Source organism: Desulfopila aestuarii DSM 18488, from assembly GCF_900143695.1.
GTDB classification, from domain to species: Bacteria; Desulfobacterota; Desulfobulbia; order Desulfobulbales; family Desulfocapsaceae; genus Desulfopila; species Desulfopila aestuarii.
On the sequence record NZ_FRFE01000001.1, the window covers coordinates 83840 to 101375 of the forward strand.

Sequence of the window (17536 nt, forward strand, 5' to 3'; positions counted from 1 at the left end):
AAATAGTCAGAAAACGACTCTGTGCCCGGCAGGAAAAACAATTAGAAAACTGAAAAAAATGTAGCCCATCAAAACCTGAAGCTGATTGGTATGGCAAGTGATACGACTTCCGGCAGCATTCTCGACATATAACTTCTTCAATCACCTGACTTTACCACCTTTTTTTCGATCTTCAACCCGACTTCGGAACACCTCCATGATTTTGACATAGAGTTCCTGGCCAAGGACCTGATCCTCAATTCCGGCATCGATATTGGGGTTATCGTTGATTTCAATCACTACCACCTCTTTTTCGGTCTGCTTCAGATCGACACCGTATAGACCGTCACCAATGAGTCCGGCTGCTTTCACTGCGGTGCGGATAACGGCCTTTGGCACCTGGTCGACAGGAAAGGTCTCGAAACGGCCGAAAGTGTCCTTGCCCTTTTTGTCCTTGCCGATGATTTGCCAGTGCTTGTCGGCCATATGGTACTTGCAGCCAAAGAGCGGTCGGCCATCAAAAATTCCGATCCGCCAGTCGAAATCGGTCGGCATGAACTCCTGGGCGACAACCAGGTCCGACTTTTTCAACATCCGTTTGGCTTCCTCGATAAGCCGTTCGCGATCCTTCACCAGAATGACTCCTTGCGAAAACGATGAGTCAGGTTGTTTCAAGATGCAGGGCAGATTGAATTCAGCAAGAATTCTGTCGATGTTCTTGCTGTGCAGAGTCATGGTTCGCGGGATTGGTATCTTGTTGCGAGTCAGCAACTCTGCAAGATACACCTTGTTGGAGCAGCGCAGGATCGAGGCAGGATCATCGATAACCACCAGTCCTTCGGCCGCCCCCTTCCTGGCCATTCGATAGGTGTGGTGATCAACATTGGTGGTCTCCCGCACAAACATGGCATCAAACTGCGAGAGCCTGTTGGAATCCTCTTTGGTGATCATTTCAACCGCAAAACCTGAGGCTTCTGCCGCCTTTGTAAAAAGCTTCAAAGCCTTGGCGCTTGAGGGAGGTCGCTGTTCCTCAGGGTTATGGAGAATAGCCAGATCCCAACGGGATACCGTTCGTTTGGGGATAAGCAGCTTTTTGCCGGCAAAATAGCTCGAAGCCACCATTTCGGCGAACCCCCTCTCACTTTCAGGAATATCCTTTACGGCAAGCGGAGAGATATTCTGCATCTGCCACAGGCTGGTGTGCACGAAATCGGCACGAAGAAACGGCGTGGGAAAAGCTTTGAACAGAGCCGAGGCGAGAGAGTCAAATCGCTTGTCAGGCGTTTTGCCAAAATAGATATTGATGGAAGCCTTCTTATCCTGAGAACCGTTGAACGCACGTCGGAACGACTCCTCTAGCCTGTCAGACACCAGCCGGATAAGGCCCATCGACTTCACATCCTGGATGGTAGTCGTACTCGGGATCGCCTTATGGCTGCGCGCCTCGGCTAAGAGCGATACATAGTAGCCGATGGACTGATAACGATAAGAGCGGCAGATATTAAAAACGCGCACCCCTTTCATGGCAGCGAAGGAACTGTCAGTGAGGTATCTTCTGGCCGCCACCGGCTCAACTCCCTGAAGTTTCAGCGGACACTCTTCAGGATTTTCAATCACTACCAATATGGACACAGGATGTTACCGGATAGAGATAATCTTGATGGACTCGTAAAAATCTCAAGCGACAATACCACTTTCTGTTCGACCGCGCGATACGATTCATCGACCTCGCAGGGTGGTGGTCAGTTCCGTTTCCGGGCTCCGCCCTTCTTGTTCTTTTTCTTTTTGGCAAGCGGCGAGGCTGCCAGTCGTTTTTCAGCCAGATCAATAAGAATCTCCTGGACCGTGCGCTGATCATCACCGGCTTTGGGCCGCCGCTGGACATAACTGCCGTCGCTCTGCATCTCCCAAACGCTGCGCTTATTGGTAAGCTGAACGTCGAGAATTTCCCTCAACCGGAGATGCAAATTTTTGTCCTCAATGGGCACCACCACTTCAACTCTTGCCTCGAGATTTCGCTTCATCAGGTCAGCGGACCCAATAAAATATTCCTCGTCACCGCCGTTTTTAAAGTAGAAAATTCTTGAATGCTCAAGAAATCTTCCGACAATCGATACGACCGAAATGTTTTCAGACAGCCCCGTGATGCCGGGCCTGAGACGGCAGCTGTCACGGATAATCAAATCGACCTTCACCCCAGCCTGACTGGCCCGGTAGAGAGCCTTGGTGATATCCTTGTCCTCCAGGGCGTTGCTCTTGAACTGGATATGCCCCGCCTTACCTGATGCATGCAATTCAATTTCTCGATCAATCTTTTTCAATAACGCCTTTTTCAGCATATTGGGGGACGGCAGAATTTTCTGGTACTTCCGTACCGGGGCATAACCGGTGGTAAGGTAGTTGAACAGCTCGGTAATGTCGTTGCAGATGACAGGATCGCAGGTCAAGAGACCGATATCACTGTACTGACGGGCAGTACCGGCATGGTAATTGCCCGTACCAATGTGGGCATATCGCTGCAGGCCGTTGTAATCACGGCGAACCACAAAGGTCACCTTGCTGTGAGTCTTGAGCCCGATAACGCCATACGTGACGTGGATACCGGCCTCTTCCATCGCTTCTGCCCATTTGATATTGGCTGATTCATCGAATCGTGCCATCAACTCAACAACCACGGCCACCTGCTTGCCGTTCTGAGCAGCATCGATCAGATAACGAATGATGCGTGACTCGGAACCGGTGCGATACAACGTCATCTTGATCACCAGAACCTTGGGATCGGTGCTGGCCTCTTTCAAGAACCGCTCCACCGAACTGTCAAACGATTCATACGGATGCTGCAGCAGCACGTTCTTCTGATGTCTCAATACATGGAAAATATTTGGATCTTCGGCTATAAGCTGCGGGTGATCGCAGGGCTGGTGAATGGGATAATGCAGATCCTGACGGTCAATCTTCCAGATCTCCATCAGGTCGCGTTTAGCAAGAATGCCTGGTGCCTCAAAGACATCGTCCTTCTCGCTGATCCCCAGTTCGGCCGCCAGCATTCCGCGATGCACAGGGCTCATTTCGCCAGCCACCTGCAGACGGACAATATCGGCAAATTTCCGGTCACGAAGAGCCGATTCGATCATGGCCAGCAGATCGTTGGCCTGTTCACCCATCCGTTCAGTAATGGCGTTTCGCGTTACCCGGAACACCGAATGGCTGTGGACGATCATACCCGGAAACAACTCGGCAAGATTATTGGCGATCACCTCCTCAAAAGTGATATACAAATGCTTGCCGCCCACCTTTATAAAGCGCGGCACGCCTACCCCGGTAGGAATTTTGATCCTGTTGAGATAGACCTGACTATCCGCCTCTTCACTCACCGCCGTCAGCAGGTTCAGCGAAAGATTCGAGATAAAGGGAAAAGGATGTGCCGGGTCGATACCCTGGGGAGTCAGCAGCGGATAGATCTCTTTTTTGAAATAGGCGGCCATCTCCCGTTTCTGGGCAGCGGTCAGGTCGGAGTAGACGCAGAAACGGATGCCTTCCTTGGTCAACAAAGCTCGCAGCTCTTTCTCAAGGACCCGCTGTTCGATCAGCAACTCCTGGGCAACCGCATAGCAGGCGTCGATCTGCTCCTGGGGCAACATGCCGTCTACGGTCGCTTTTTTCACGCCCGCACCAACCTGCTGTTTGAGGCCGCCGATGCGCTTCATGAAGAATTCATCGAGGTTTGAGCCGACAACGGCGACAAAGAAGACCCGCTCTAAAAGCGGCACCCGCGGATCACGCCCCTCATTCAGGACCCGCTTGTTGAAGGCAAGCCAAGTCAGCTCACGGTTGAGGTACCATTCGTGATTATCGAGGTCGAGAATACGTGTGGAGACAGCTTCCGGCGTCTGAGCGGCAGCCTCCGCGGCCGTTTTTTTCGGTTGATCATTGGATGTCATGGTAATGCTCCGGGCTAAATAGATAATATCTCAGCTTCATCATAGCATTCGCCAGGCTTTTGGGAAAGGGATTGCACTAGATGGAAACAGGAATATCGAAATATTCGATGTTGAATCAAAGGACTACAAGGGCTTTATACATACCACAAAAAACATGTGTTCATCTGTTAGGAATTGATTATTTTTCCATGAACCCTGCCTGTATACGAAAAAACGTCCTCACCCTGCTGAAGGTCCCCGGTTGTCATAATTTCAGTCGCTGATGCATGAATGTCCGACGCGAAATGCCTCGGAACAGATCCGGCAACACGTCTTTCCCCATGGATCTACTACCTTTGAGGGCTTTTGGGTCTACGGTTAGCCACGTAGCCGACATAACAGGCAGGCAGTTCCCGCCTTGGCAGCATCAATAAAAAATGGCTAGCATTCCCATCAGGATCACCAGAAAAAGGACCATCATACCACTGCCGACCCGCATATAGTCGCTGGTCTTATAGCCGCCAGGCTGCATAATCAGAGCATTGACCTGATGCGTCGGCAAGATGAAGGTGTTGATAGAGGAAATGGCCACCACCAGCCCTGCAATTTTCGGATCACCACCGATCTGACTGGCAAGGCTCATCGCCAGGGGAACAAGGAGCACGGTAGTACCGACATTGGAGACAAAGAGAGCAAAAAAAGAGGTGAGAAGAGCCAGAACCAGATACAGCATCAGAGGAGTAATGCCGCTGAACTGCTGAAGAATGGAAACGGCCAGGTAGTTTGCGGCACCGGTCTTCTCAAAGGCGGCGCCAAGCGGGATAAGGCCTGCAACAAGGAAGACCGTTTTCCACTCAATAGTCCTGTAGACCTCGTCGATATGCAGAACCTTGCCGACCACCAGGATCAACAGTGCCGCAAGACCGGCCACCGCCAGGGATATACCCATAAAGATGGAAAGAAGGAGAAATGCCCCTAAGGCAGCCAGGGCCACCCATGCTTTTTCTTCCCTGACCTCCACCCCGCGCAACTTCTCGGTATAGACAATCTCTGTTTTCTCCTGCAAATATTTGAGCTTATCCCAGCCACCTGCCAAAAGAACTGCATCACCCGGCTTCAGTATAATACCGTCCAGTTTTTCAATATGTATCTCATTCCCCCGCATGATCGCCAGCGGGTTAAGCGTGAACAATTGCTTGAGCTGAATTTCGCCCATGGTATGCCCATTCAAGCCTGAACGGGCAGTAACGATCCCCTCAAGAATTCCTACTTTTTCAGGAGATGTCTCAGCAGCAAAGGTCTTGATATCAGCTTCCGGTTGCCACCCCAGCTCAGCCATAATACGCTGAAGACTCTCTTCGTTACCGACCGCCAGAACAATATCACCAGGCTCAATCAAGGTGGTGCTAAGTGGCGCCATAACTTTGGTCTTTCCTTGATCTTTTGCCACTGCAACAGCGGATGTCTTGAAGTTCGCCCGCAAGTCGAGCTGACCAAGAGTCTTCCGGGAAAAACCAGGGGGAATCACGAACTCCACACCTTGGCCTACCTCACTGCCATAAATTGATCGAAGTTTGCTGCTGGCTAATCGCCCTTCATCTGCACCTTCCCCAGCAGGAAGAAGTCTGCAACCGATCAGTAAGAAGTAGGTGATGGTGCCAATCAAGAGGGCAATACCAATCGGGGTAACAGCAAAGAGACCAAGGGGGGTGAAGGCTTCGCCGTCCGCTGGAGGATTGGTCTTCCACCACTGTCCCATGACATCGTTTAATATGATAAAAGGCGTCGAACCAATCAGCGTGAGGTTGCCGCCCATATTGGCACAAAAGCCCATGGGCATAACCAGTTTTGAAACTGATATCCTGCTTTTTTTTGCGACCTGTAAAGTCGCAGGAAGCATTAGGGCCGCCGCGCCGACATTAGACATAAGCGCCGAGGGCAGGGCTACGGCGAGGGCAATAAGACTCACCACACGGGATTGGCTTTTACCCGCCACATTCATTATTTTCTGGGCAACCACACTCATTATGCCGGTTTTATTGAGTGATGCGCCAATCACCGTTACACAGATCAGCACCACCACGGCTGTTGAACCAAGGCCGGCCGTGGCCTCGCCAGGCTTCAACAATCCTGCAAGCGGCAACGAAGTCATTACCAAAAGCCCTACCACATCCACCCTGAGCAGGTCGAACACCAGCAAAATGACGACCAGGCCCAGAATGGCGAAGACGGTAATCATCTCGGGTGTCAGCATTGGAACATCCATATTTCCTTCCCCTTTTTTCCTATAAACATTTATGGCCCATGGCCTTCAGCCAAGTTCTCGTTCGTTATTGCTGCAATTGTCCCTGAATAATTTGGCGAGACGCCGTCTCCAGCGTGAGATGTTCCAGGAGAATACGTCGTACCTCTTCTATGGTGAACGGGTGGCTCTGACAAGAGTGGCCGGAGTAGACAATGAATTCCGACTCAACCCCGTCAATATGGGCGCTGGTGTAGGCAACAACCCCGTCATCTTCCGTCTCGAGTTCTCCGTCACCGTTTACCGCAATAATCGAGTGCCCGGTGACGTCGGGTGCAAGTGGAGTTTCCGACAGCGTCTTCAATACCGGGCTGTTTGGAGACATGCCGTCGATGCTGGTCGGCACTTGGCCGCTGCCCATCATCCGCTTGACATCATCGGCCAGATAATCATTGAGCGTGAGGGTTGTCTCGATGATTTTCACCGGCAGGGTAACGACTTTTTGTATCAGGGTTCGTACCCAGTTTTTGCTCAGGATACTGCCCCGATGAGGAGTAGAGATAAAGACAACCCGTTTGACCTCTGTAACGGGTTTGACCACAAGTAACCTGCGTGCACTTTCTTTTTTATCTTCCGGCATCTCCAACTCGTCAAGGTTTTTGCCGGTCAGGGTTCTGACCAGACTCTCTCCTGTGTCGACAACGGTGAGCTTGGTCAACAGCCCGCCCTGACTGTGGCCGACAACAACCATTTCCCTGAGTGCAGGGTCTTTTCCCTCTGGATCAAGTTCGGCAACTTTCGCCCGTATCCCATCACGCAGATCGGCGGCCGAGACCAGGATAGGAGCACTGCTGTTGTAGAGAAAATACCAGAACTGATACTTTTGCCGTAATATGGGATCGGCATAGAGGGTGTTGAACATCTCCGCCCACCAGGCCGGGTTGCTGAAGGTGCCATGCACGAAGACAACCGGTATACGACCCGGCTGGTAGGGCTGGGCAAGATAAAGACCATTCGGGACGTTGAGAAACTCTTTGCCAAGGAATGCGCCAAGTCCAAAATCCCAAATTTTCGAGCTCTCGAGGCCATAGGCCATCGGCGTGGTGATGTCGGTCTCGATGGGAAGATGGCGGCCTTTTACTTCCAGAATGTTCTCATCGTAGGCTGAAAAGAGTTGCAATGAGGCCGTCGCCGTTCCGTTTGCTAACTTCTCAAGATTACCATTAAACTCCAGAAACATCGACACAGGCACAGACTTTGATGAAAATGGTCTCTGGCTCTCATTCTTTACGCCAATGAGGGCGCTGCCAACCCCTTTGGTGCGATTACGAATGGATATGCCGCGGATATTGTACTTATCCACTGGCTCAAAGCCTGAAAAATCCTCAAGCTGAAACGGAAATTGCGTCAGATCGAGGTTGATAGCCAAGGAACCCACCGGAAGTTTTCGTACTCCACTCTTCAGACGGATTGAACCATCCCAACGGGTTGCCATTCCCCGCCATAGAGCAAAATTATAGAGGTCGCAAGCGATACGGGTCCGAAGATCAAAAATATTGGGTGGCGGCTCAGCCCGGTCATCCAGCAGAAACAGGTAGGCATACACAGAGGCAAGGAGAAAGTAATCAGGCGCCCGATACTGTTCGGCAGTTTCGCTGCTCTTCACCAGCCGTTCACCATAGAGATAGCAAAGCTCAGCGAGCGCGTACAGGATGTCTCTCCTCTCGTCGTGTAAAGCCTTGTCATTGAGCTGTTCGATAACCGATGCCGGTTTGTGCTCGAACTCCTTAGCAAGATCAAATCGCTGGAGCACGATGTTGGTACCGTTGCTGCTCACCCCTGCGGTCAGGGGGCTCTCCATCGAATCCTTATAAAAATCCCGCGGTGACACCTGTGTGACACCAATAGGTGTTGCGCAACCAGCCAGGAAGAGAACTGCCAGCAAGAGAATGGCCTCTACGAACCGACTCAATATAGTGGACGTATTGTGCATGGGCATAGTTACGGTTCCATCGCGGGAAGTCCCGCACGAATAAGATGGGAAAAGTCATCTGCCTGGTCTGCAAGTCTTGCCTGCCTGTTGATAAGGCTGCGTTCCTTCAACTCGGCAAAAGGAAGACTCTTGTCAATGAGTCCCCTCTCATAGAGCATTTCATCCAGATACCCATTGACAATAAACCGCCAGTCGAACCGTGGATTCGGATTGAACGGGGTGGTGTGGCGCAGAATGCTGGTGGTACAGTTTGTGAAAATGGCCCTGTACCATTCAGGATGATCTTTCAGGCTGTTGATCTCTTTCAGATAGTCGAGCAACACTTTTCGGGCGAAATCCATCGGTACGTCAAGCCGGTAGAGATACACATCCTCACCCTGCCGATAGTTGGTACGCAACCGGACGATATCCCGCTCATCCGCCACCACATAGGTGAGTTCAAACTGCTTGAAGAACCCTTTCACAGCCGAGTACTCCTCACCTACCTCTTTTCTGGTTTCGATGGAGAAGCTGAGATAGCTACCGTTGGCAAAACCAAAGCTCAGCATGGTGTGGGCAATGCTGGGCGATCCCCAGTAGACGAGGAAAAGATCGAGGCTCTGCAAGGTGGTTAGGTCAAAGCTGCGATCATAATGACGAACCGTATAATCGGTCTCCGTCCGGTACTCAACGTTACGGATATTATGAACTGTCGCCGTATTCTCACTTACCTCAGCCCAAGGGAGAATCGTCACATCCGGTTGCCAGCTCCGGTTGTTTGATGGCGGGATCAAAAGCCACCAGGCGGTTGTCATAATACCTAACAGGAACAGGAACACACCCCACAACCACCGACGCCCCTGGCGCAGGCCGAATACAATGAGACCTATAGCCACAACCGCAAAAATCCCGGCAGCTACCGGCCGCAGCACCATCGGCAGGTTGGAGTAATAGATGGCAAGCGCTCCCACCACAGTGGCGATAACGAGACAGAAAAAGGTCAAGGCCAAACAGATTATTCTTGTTATCTTCAACATATGGCTGTCTTGCCTTAATTCTTTCGAGACTGGCGTTTCCTCGCATCTGCCAACGGACTGGCATGATGCGGTTTCAGCAGGGATTTTTCCAGCCTCGTACACCCCTGCATTGGACTGTTGCCAATTATTCGTCCGGGTTGATTTTGCTGATTTTCGACCCCTGCAAACCAATCCCGGCCATTAACCCTTTCTGCCCAAAAACAAAAGCATAGATATCATCCTGCGCCGTCGAAGTGGTGAAATTCTTCGCCAGCCCTTCATCCATAACAACCACGGTGGGCCCCACCCCGACCTCCCAGCCTTCGCTTTTGCCAAGGTAGCTCAGCGCATCCTGAGTCATCAGGAACATAGCGTAACCAAACGACTGTGCTCCGGCCTGCAACCCATAGGATGCGGCAACGGTATTGTAGTAGCCGGCGTTCTTGCCACCAATTCGTAACTCCCCCTCGCCATATTGACCGCCAATCACCAAGCCGGCCTTGATCACATCAGGAAAGACCAGAATACCTTTCGCCACTTTGGAAAGTTCAACTGCCGCCGGTGAACTGGCATAGAGTGTCTCCAGCGCCAAGGTGACCTCCTTGCTGATCTCCGCACCGCTGGCAGCGCGTGCCGGCTTGCTTGTCAATGTAAGGCCGGTAACAACCAACAAGATAATGATGGCGGTATTGATCCTGAAAATCCATTGTTGTCTCATGGCAACGTCTCCTGTTACGTCGGCTGAACACCGTACGTGGCAAAATCTTTTTTTTGAGTTTTCCCGAAAACACGCTGGTACAGACTCGCCTAGACCTTCTCGGAACAATTTTCTTTTCTGGCAAAATGCATCCTACAACTACAGTCACAACCAACATGAAGGGGATCATGCTGGTTGTGGTTGTACTGCATCAAATACTGAATATGTGATCTTTCATGAAGGAGCGGCTTGCTACTTCATGATTTCAATTTCCCGCTTTGAGGAATAGAGCATCCGGATCATCTCATACTCAAAAGGTGAGCCAGTCGAGTAGTAGCGAAACGACTGACGATGCCGCTTGTCTACCGCTGCAACACCGTTGAAAATGAGGGTTGTGTCGTCATCGTCAACCCAGGCCGGCGGCCCGGCTGCGCCAAAGGCCACGGCATCCGTCACCAGGCCAGTGGTGTCACGCAGGTTGGATGGCCCAAGTATCGGCAAAACGATATACGGGCCATTGCCAACACCGTAATGTCCCAGAGTCTGGCCGAAATCTTCGGTCTGCCGTATCATGCCCATACCTGTTGCCGGATCCCAGAGGCCAGCGACACCGATGGTGGAGTTGACCAGGAATCGGCCCAGGGTTATGGCGGTCGATCTAAACTTAAGCTGCAACAGATTGTTGGTGAAATTGTTGAACTCAAAAATGTTGTCGACGAAGTTTGATACTCGGTCCTCAACATAGTCCGGCATAATGAATTCATACGTATTCACCACCGGCAGGAAGAGGAATTTATCAAAATAGTAATTGAAGGTGTAGATCCGTCTGTTCATGGGCTCAAGCGGATCGTAAACATCCACGGCATACTCGACATTTTCCTTCAAGGTGTTCTCGGGCGTATGCAATGGCGGTGCAATGTTCGTGTTCTGTTTCTTGGCACAGCCGGCAGCAAACAGAAGTGCCAGCAAGGCCATGGTGAGTAAAGCGCTCTTTCTGGTCGTGTTGTTCTGCATTATCATCCCCTCCCTTAATTCTTTTGAGTGCTCTGGAAAAATCCGACCATGGCGTTCACGTTTTCCGGGTAAGCCATATTGCCGCAATGACCACCGTGCGGGTATATCGTCGCACGGCTTCCCAACACGTCACGCAGGTAATCGATCTCACCAGGTTGGAGGATGATGTCGTCTTCATTATGGATCATGCCGATTTTCGGGGAGGTGCGCAGGTAGTTCTCGATGGAACGCATGCTCAGCTGTTGGATCATCGCCGACTCGGTAATACTCGGATCAAGCGCCTTGAAGTGCGGCATGAAAATACCTTCAAAATAATCCAGGAAGGTCAACCGTCCAAGTACCTTGAGATACGGGGTGATATGATCATGGCGACCAAGTTCGATATCCCTGGAAACAACGTAACCAGCCTTGGTCATAACATCGCTTGTGAAAACCATATTCTGGGAAGAAATCCGAAAGCTGACACCAATCAATGCCTCCAGAGGCTCATCACTTTGCGGCTTCTTGTATTTATATGCTTCATAGAGGAATTGATCGTTAAACTCAACCTTGTCACCATGAGCATATGTTTCGCCGAAGGCTTTGACCACCTTCTGGTAAAATTCATTAAAATGATCCAAACCGCCGGGAATATTATCGACCAGCAGATTATCGAGAATCTCGACTGAATTGTAGAGGCTGACTGGAGGGTTGATCATCAGCACTTTCTTGAAGTTGAACGCTTTCTCCTGCTCATCGAGTTTGGCGATGAAGGCCGACTGAGCCGCACCAAGGCTGTAACCGGTCAGGTAGAATTCGGTAACGTTCATCTTGTCCTGGAGTTTGCCCCAGACCGCCTTCATGACATTGTAGAGATCAGCCGAATCCTCCTGCAGATCACCCGGCACACTGCTGGTAGATGCCGCAACAATAAAGTTCGGATGGGTCGGCGATGACAGCGATACCACGTTAAACCCGGCATTATAGAATGCCCGCTGCATCATCTGCATTTTGCTGCTCTTGAAGCTGGCACCGGTACCGGCCACAAGAAAGATCAGGGGTGCAGGCCCCTCCTGCCGCTGATACGAATAATAGAGCTCGTCCATGTTCCACAGTACTCCGGGAACCTTGCGATCCGGAAAAATCTTGATCTTGCCGATTTTCGTGGGAATATCTGCTGGCAGTACCTCAGCAAATTCCGCCGGTGTCCCGACTACTGTGGCAACATAGCGGTTGGCAAATGGATAATCATAGGCATTCGCCAGGCTGCAACACAATAGCAGGCAAACACAGACAGCGAACAATCTCAATAGTTGATTCAACATTTCTCCTCCTTCAGGTTCAAACAATTCATGCACACCACCTATAGTTCAGGCATTTTATTGAGCCATGGGAATGCGCTTTGCTATTTCAAAACGGGCTATTGCTGCTATCTTATTTTCAACCTGCAGGTAGCGAAAAACTTTCTGGCCGGGCAGAGCAACTTTCAGATCATCGGAAAATTGTTTCATAATAGCTAAATGTTCTTCCTGCACCTGGTAGTATTCATCAACAAGTACCAGGGCTTCGGTATCCGTCATCGTTTTATACACCGAGGCATAAGCGGCGATAAGCTTGGCGTACTGTTGACTGTTGGCAAAGAGTTTTTCCTGATATTTCTCATAGAGGGGCCAGAACTTGTCGGCCTCTTCGGCGCTAAACTCCATGTTTTCGATAACCATGAGTTTTTTCTGATCCATCACAATCTTCTTTTTCAGATCTGCGGCCTCATCAGCGGCGGCCATAAACGGTATGGTCAGCATCACCGTTGCCAGCAGAATCACCAACACCTTACGCATAGAATCTCTCTCCTTTTTAAGATATTAAATTTACAACACAAAAAACACACACTGGCTCTGCTTAATATAAGTAAAATACACACCTGAAGGATGTACGTATGATAGTGAGTGCATCTGAGTCACCTGATCACCGGCACACAGCCGCAACAGACTACTATCAAGAAATGCGCACGACCATCATGCCACTGGTAACGCAACCGGCAACATCACATCACCATTGCCCGGGCAATCACTTGGCTTTTCCTGTACTTTCCCCGGAATTTGACTTCATCAGTGAGGTCAAAAATCCAGCCATCATTTCTGAATAAGGTCAGCTGGCTCCCGTGCTGTTTCCAAATCGGCTATCTCCAGCCAACCACCGCCCATAGTCCGGTAGACATCAACCAGGCTGACAAGTACTGCGGTCTGACTCTCAACATAATCGAGCTGACTGGCAAACAAACTGCGATTGGCGTCAAGCACCTGCAGATAGCTCGTGGTGCCGGCATCATACTGCTCCTTTGCCAAATTGGTATAGGTTGCCAGCGCCTTGACCCTGCGCTCTTTAAAGTTCAGGCTCTCCCGACCTTTGGTAGTGGCGATGAGCGCATCCTCCACCTCACGGAAACCGGAAATAATTGCCTGCCGGTAATTGTAGAGGGCCTCCCTTTGAGCGGCCTCTGCTGTCATCACCTGACCTTCGATATTGCCGAAGGTGAAGATAGGCGCCAACAGATCGCCCCCTATTCCCCATGTACCGGAGTCGTCGTTAAAGATCTTATCAGAATGGATCGTGGCAATACCCAGGGCGCCGGTAAGCGAGATGGACGGATAATAGAGCGCCTTTGCCACCCCTATCCGGGCGTTGGCGGCAACCAACGCCTGCTCGGCGGCGATGATATCAGGCCGCTGCTCCAGTAACTGGGACGGCAATTCTTCAGGAATCGGTGGTGGAGTCAACCGATCAATGCTCCGACCGCGGAGAATCGTTTCCGGATTGTGGCCGAGCAACAGTGCCAGCAGATGTTCCTGCCGGCCAATCTGGCCTTCGATGGTTGGAATAGCCTGCCGGGCGCTTTCATATTCCGACTCCACCTGGCTCACCTCCAACTGCGAGACGGTGCCATGGGCATGACGCAATCGAAAGATACGCAGGGATTCGGCGTAGGCCCGTTCAGTTTCCCTGGCAATCTCCAGCTGTCGATCAAGGCCGCGCAGAATGATATAGTTGCCGGCGACATTGCTGACCAGGGTGAGCAGTACCGTGCGTCGGCCTGCTTCACTTGCCATCAACTCGGCCTGGGCCGCCTCAGTGGCCCGGCGGATTCGACCCCAAAGGTCAATCTCCCAGCTGGCGTTCAAATTTCCACCATACACGCTGTAAGGTGGTCCCCCCGGCGACAGTCCGGTCTTGGTATCCTGCTGACGAGATAAAGACGCCGAAGCCCCGATCTGCGGGAAGGCCTCTGAACGGGTAGTACGCCACTGGCCGAGGTACTGATCGACTCTGGCCGTGGCCGCTTTAAGATCGAGATTATCAGTCAAGGCCGTGGCGATCAGTTTATCGAGCACCGGATCGCCAAACTGCTTCCACCAGGCCGTGTCGGTCATCCCGGCCGCGGCCTCATAGGAGACGGTCCAGTTCGCCGGAGTATCGATAACCGGCCGTTGATAATCAGGACTGATGACACAGCCGGAGAGAAAGGTTACAGCAATTCCGGCATAGAGCAACTTACGCATGATGATCACCTCCTGTGGTAGCAGCAACAGGCGGGATAGTTTTCTTTTTCCTCGTGAACAGTCCTGAAGCGTTCTCAATAATAACGAAAAAAAGCGGCACAAAAAACGAGGCGACGGCTGTGGAAGCAAGCATGCCGCCAATAACACCGGTACCGATGGCATGGAGACTGTTAGCACCGGCGCCGGTGGCAATCGCCATTGGTACGCAACCAAGGATAAAAGCCAGCGAGGTCATGACAATGGGCCTGAGACGCAACCGGGCTGCCTCCACCGCCGCATCGACCACCGTCATGCCATGGTGAACATTCTCCACCGCAAATTCGATAATGAGAATGGCATTTTTGGCTGAAAGACCAACGAGCGTTACCAGACCTACCTGGAAGTAGACGTCATTTTCAAGTCCACGCCCCCAGGTGGCAAGCAGTGCACCGCAGATGGCAAACGGTACCGCCATCATGACGCCGATCGGCAACGACCACTTCTCGTATTGGGCTGCCAGAATAAGAAAAACCATGATCAGACCGAAGATGAAGGCAGAACTCGAGGTACCTCCCGATTTTTTTTCCTCAAAGGCTTGTCCGGCCCATGAAAAACCGTAGCCATCAGGAAGCACTTCCTTCGCCACCTCTTCCATGGCGGTGATCGCCTGACCGGTACTGTAGCCGGTTGCCTGGCTGCCAGTCAGCTTGGCTGCGGGAAAACCGTTGAAGCGGGGCAGCAATCCAGCCCCTGGTACATAGCGCACCGTTGCCAGAGCCGAAAGCGGGATCATTTCTCCATCCCTGGTCGATCGTACATAAATCTGATCGAAATCGGTCGGCTCATCACGGTATTCAGCCTGGGCCTGAATAATAACCTGCCAGATCCTGCCGAACTGGACATATTGCGCCACGTAGGAAGAACCGAAATATGCCTGGAGCGTGCCATAAATATCGGAAACAGGAACACCCAGCAGTTCGGCCCGGTTGCGGTCAAGGTCGAAATAGAGCTGTTGCTGGGAAGCTGAAAAGGTTGAAGAGACTCCTGCCAGCTCGGCACGCTCCCGGGTCTTCGCTATGAAACCTTTGGTGATTTTTTCCAGATCTTGAGAGCTGGCCCCTGCCATATTCTGGATATAGAATTCAAAGCCGCCGGTAGTGCCAAGCCCGGGTATGGATGGAGGGTTCAAAGGAATGACAATGCCTTCCTTTATGGCCGAGAAATTGCGGCGCAGATTGTCGAGAACAGTAAAGGCGCCAGAATCCTCACCTGTGCGCTCAACATAGGGCTTGAGCGCAACAAACAGTGTTGAGGAATTGGTTTTGTTCTGACTGTCGATAAGGCTATATCCATCAACCTGAAAGGCTGAACTGACGGCATTATTCTCGTGCAGGGTCTTGACAGCCTGATCAGAAACAGAAGTTGTCCGCTCCAGACTTGCTGCATCCGGCATGATATTGACACCAAAGAGATACCCCTGATCTTCGGCAGGAACAAAGCTCCCCGGCAGAATACCGAACAGGAGGATCACCCCATACACTACGCCGCCAAAAAGGCCGAGGCCGATGATCTTGTGATTGATCAAAAACCGTACACCCACTATGTAACCGTCTGTGAGACGGTCAAAACTCTTGTTGAACCATCTGGAAAAGCCCTTCTTCTCATGGGCGCCAGGTTTTAAAATGCGGGCAGCAAGGGCAGGGGAAAGGGTCAGCGCCACAATACCTGAAATCACCATAGATATCGCGATGGTAATGGCAAACTGTTTATATAAAGTACCCGTCAGGCCACCCAGAAAGGCAACGGGTAAAAACACCGAAACCAGGACGAGAACGATAGCCACCAGAGCCCCGGACAGTTCGTCCATCGCCTTTCTCGCCGCCTCGATAGGGGAAAGCCCGGCAGCCATATGCACTTCGACGGCCTCTACCACAATGATCGCGTCATCAACGACCAGGCCGATAGCCAGGATCATACCGAAGAGGGTGAGCATGTTGGTGGAAAAACCAAGAAAGTAAATACCGGTATAGGTGCCGACAATGCAGATCGGCACCGCAAGGATCGGAATAAAGGTGGCTCGAAAACTTTGAAGAAAGAGCAGAACAACAAGGACAACCAAAACCACCGCCTCAAAAAAGGTGTGGACAACCTTCTCAATGGAAGCTGCCGTGAACTCACTGGTATCTATAACGTATTTATATTTGAGTCCATCAGGAAAACCCGGCTTGAGTTCCTCAATCAGTTCGCGAACTCTTGCCGAGGTCGCAATGGCATTTGCTCCAGGTTGCTGATAGACAATGACGCCCGCCGCCCGTTTTCCGTCGATCTTGACAGTCATGGAATAGTTCTGTGAGCCAAGTTCTGCGTGACCGATGTCTTTCAAACGGACAATTGCCGAGCCATCTGCTTCGGCACGGATGATAATATCATTAAATTCAGACGGATCGGTGAGCATCCCCTTGGTGGTCACCACAAAGCTCTGCTGGATTCCTTCAGTGGCCGGCGCCTGACCGATCTGACCAATACCAAAGGCCTGATTTTGGCGCTTGATGGCATTGGAAACATCGGTCGCCGTCAGTCCCAGCTGAGCAAGACGATCGGGTTTCAGCCAGATGCGCATTGCTATATCCGGCACGGGGAACATGCTGGAGAGGTTGGCGCCCGGCAGACGTTTTATGGGATCGAGAATATACAGGTTCACATAGTTGGAGAGATAGGTCTGGTCGTAACGATCGTCGTCGGTGTAAAACGCGGCGGCCATCATAAACGCCTGGGAGCGGGTCTCGACGGTTACCCCCTGCTTGGCGACAACCTCCGGCAGTTTGGCACTGGCCTGACTGACCCGGTTCTGGACGTTGACCTGGGCCTGATTAGGATCGGTACCGGGCTCAAAGGTAACGGTCAAAGTCATATTGCCGGTCGACGAACTGGTGGAGAGCATATAACTCATATTCTCGACACCATTTATCTGTGCCTCAAGCGGCGCGGCAACGGTGTTGGCAATCACCTCGGCGGTGGCTCCTGGATAAAGGGCGGTAACCTGTACTGTCGGCGGCGCGATGTCCGGATATTGGGCGATTGGTGTCGATTGCATCGATACAAATCCGCCCAGAACAATAACAATCGAAATGACCATGGCAAAAACCGGTCGATCGATAAAAAACTTTGCCATAACGGACCT

At 51.6% G+C, this 17536-nt stretch carries 12 protein-coding genes; 1 reads left to right on the plus strand and 11 read right to left on the minus strand.

Going from position 1 to position 17536, the window contains the following annotated elements; genetic code table 11:
• Positions 1-141: 141 nt before the first annotated feature.
• From BUF15_RS00345 to BUF15_RS00385, 9 genes are all read right to left on the minus strand, one after another.
• Positions 142-1611, minus strand: a complete 1470-nt coding sequence (locus tag BUF15_RS00345; RefSeq protein ID WP_073611454.1) for a RimK family protein — start codon at positions 1609-1611, stop codon at positions 142-144.
• A gap of 110 nt (positions 1612-1721) precedes the next feature.
• Positions 1722-3920, minus strand: a complete 2199-nt coding sequence (gene ppk1 / locus BUF15_RS00350) for a polyphosphate kinase 1 (RefSeq protein WP_073611455.1) — start codon at positions 3918-3920, stop codon at positions 1722-1724.
• A gap of 406 nt (positions 3921-4326) precedes the next feature.
• Positions 4327-6165: an SLC13 family permease gene (locus tag BUF15_RS00355; protein WP_084553280.1), complete on the minus strand. Its 1839-nt coding sequence runs from the start codon at positions 6163-6165 to the stop codon at positions 4327-4329.
• 64 nt (positions 6166-6229) lie between these two features.
• Entirely contained in the window at positions 6230-8140 is a 1911-nt protein-coding gene (locus BUF15_RS00360) for an esterase/lipase family protein (RefSeq protein WP_073611456.1), read from the minus strand.
• 2 nt (positions 8141-8142) lie between these two features.
• Complete coding sequence (locus BUF15_RS00365; RefSeq protein ID WP_073611457.1) at positions 8143-9150, minus strand: lipoprotein N-acyltransferase Lnb domain-containing protein; 1008 nt, start codon at positions 9148-9150, stop codon at positions 8143-8145.
• A gap of 124 nt (positions 9151-9274) precedes the next feature.
• On the minus strand, positions 9275-9847 hold the full coding sequence (locus tag BUF15_RS00370; RefSeq protein WP_073611458.1) for a lipid-binding SYLF domain-containing protein: 573 nt from the start codon (positions 9845-9847) through the stop codon (positions 9275-9277).
• Positions 9848-10078: 231 nt separating this feature from the next.
• Complete coding sequence (locus BUF15_RS00375) at positions 10079-10840, minus strand: MlaA family lipoprotein (protein WP_073611459.1); 762 nt, start codon at positions 10838-10840, stop codon at positions 10079-10081.
• Positions 10841-10854: 14 nt separating this feature from the next.
• Positions 10855-12144: an alpha/beta fold hydrolase gene (locus BUF15_RS00380; RefSeq protein WP_084553282.1), complete on the minus strand. Its 1290-nt coding sequence runs from the start codon at positions 12142-12144 to the stop codon at positions 10855-10857.
• A gap of 54 nt (positions 12145-12198) precedes the next feature.
• A complete protein-coding gene (locus tag BUF15_RS00385) occupies positions 12199-12657 on the minus strand; it encodes a hypothetical protein (RefSeq protein ID WP_073611460.1) in 459 nt (152 codons plus the stop codon).
• Positions 12658-12755: 98 nt separating this feature from the next.
• Here BUF15_RS00385 and BUF15_RS00390 point away from each other — a divergent pair, with 98 nt between their 5' ends.
• Positions 12756-12965, plus strand: coding sequence for a hypothetical protein (locus tag BUF15_RS00390; protein WP_073611461.1), 210 nt, complete (start codon positions 12756-12758; stop codon positions 12963-12965).
• Here the strand turns inward: BUF15_RS00390 and BUF15_RS00395 are convergent.
• Complete coding sequence (locus BUF15_RS00395) at positions 12952-14376, minus strand: efflux transporter outer membrane subunit (RefSeq protein WP_073611462.1); 1425 nt, start codon at positions 14374-14376, stop codon at positions 12952-12954. The genes BUF15_RS00390 and BUF15_RS00395 overlap by 14 nt on opposite strands.
• Positions 14369-17527 carry an efflux RND transporter permease subunit gene (locus BUF15_RS00400; RefSeq protein ID WP_073611463.1) on the minus strand — a complete coding sequence of 1053 codons (3159 nt, stop codon included), beginning with the start codon at positions 17525-17527 and terminating at the stop codon, positions 14369-14371. The genes BUF15_RS00395 and BUF15_RS00400 overlap by 8 nt, the downstream gene beginning before the upstream one ends.
• Positions 17528-17536: the final 9 nt, after the last annotated feature.

What these genes read in the sequence shown, in the direction of transcription:
- ppk1 (WP_073611455.1), bottom strand. Translation starts at nt 3,920, where the DNA reads ATGACATCCAATGATCAACCGAAAAAAACGGCCGCGGAGGCTGCCGCT.
- BUF15_RS00355 (WP_084553280.1), bottom strand. Translation starts at nt 6,165, where the DNA reads ATGGATGTTCCAATGCTGACACCCGAGATGATTACCGTCTTCGCCATT.
- BUF15_RS00360 (WP_073611456.1), bottom strand. Translation starts at nt 8,140, where the DNA reads ATGCCCATGCACAATACGTCCACTATATTGAGTCGGTTCGTAGAGGCC.
- BUF15_RS00365 (WP_073611457.1), bottom strand. Translation starts at nt 9,150, where the DNA reads ATGTTGAAGATAACAAGAATAATCTGTTTGGCCTTGACCTTTTTCTGT.
- BUF15_RS00370 (WP_073611458.1), bottom strand. Translation starts at nt 9,847, where the DNA reads ATGAGACAACAATGGATTTTCAGGATCAATACCGCCATCATTATCTTG.
- BUF15_RS00375 (WP_073611459.1), bottom strand. Translation starts at nt 10,840, where the DNA reads ATGCAGAACAACACGACCAGAAAGAGCGCTTTACTCACCATGGCCTTG.
- BUF15_RS00380 (WP_084553282.1), bottom strand. Translation starts at nt 12,144, where the DNA reads ATGTTGAATCAACTATTGAGATTGTTCGCTGTCTGTGTTTGCCTGCTA.
- BUF15_RS00385 (WP_073611460.1), bottom strand. Translation starts at nt 12,657, where the DNA reads ATGCGTAAGGTGTTGGTGATTCTGCTGGCAACGGTGATGCTGACCATA.
- BUF15_RS00390 (WP_073611461.1), top strand. Translation starts at nt 12,756, where the DNA reads ATGATAGTGAGTGCATCTGAGTCACCTGATCACCGGCACACAGCCGCA.
- BUF15_RS00395 (WP_073611462.1), bottom strand. Translation starts at nt 14,376, where the DNA reads ATGCGTAAGTTGCTCTATGCCGGAATTGCTGTAACCTTTCTCTCCGGC.
- BUF15_RS00400 (WP_073611463.1), bottom strand. Translation starts at nt 17,527, where the DNA reads ATGGCAAAGTTTTTTATCGATCGACCGGTTTTTGCCATGGTCATTTCG.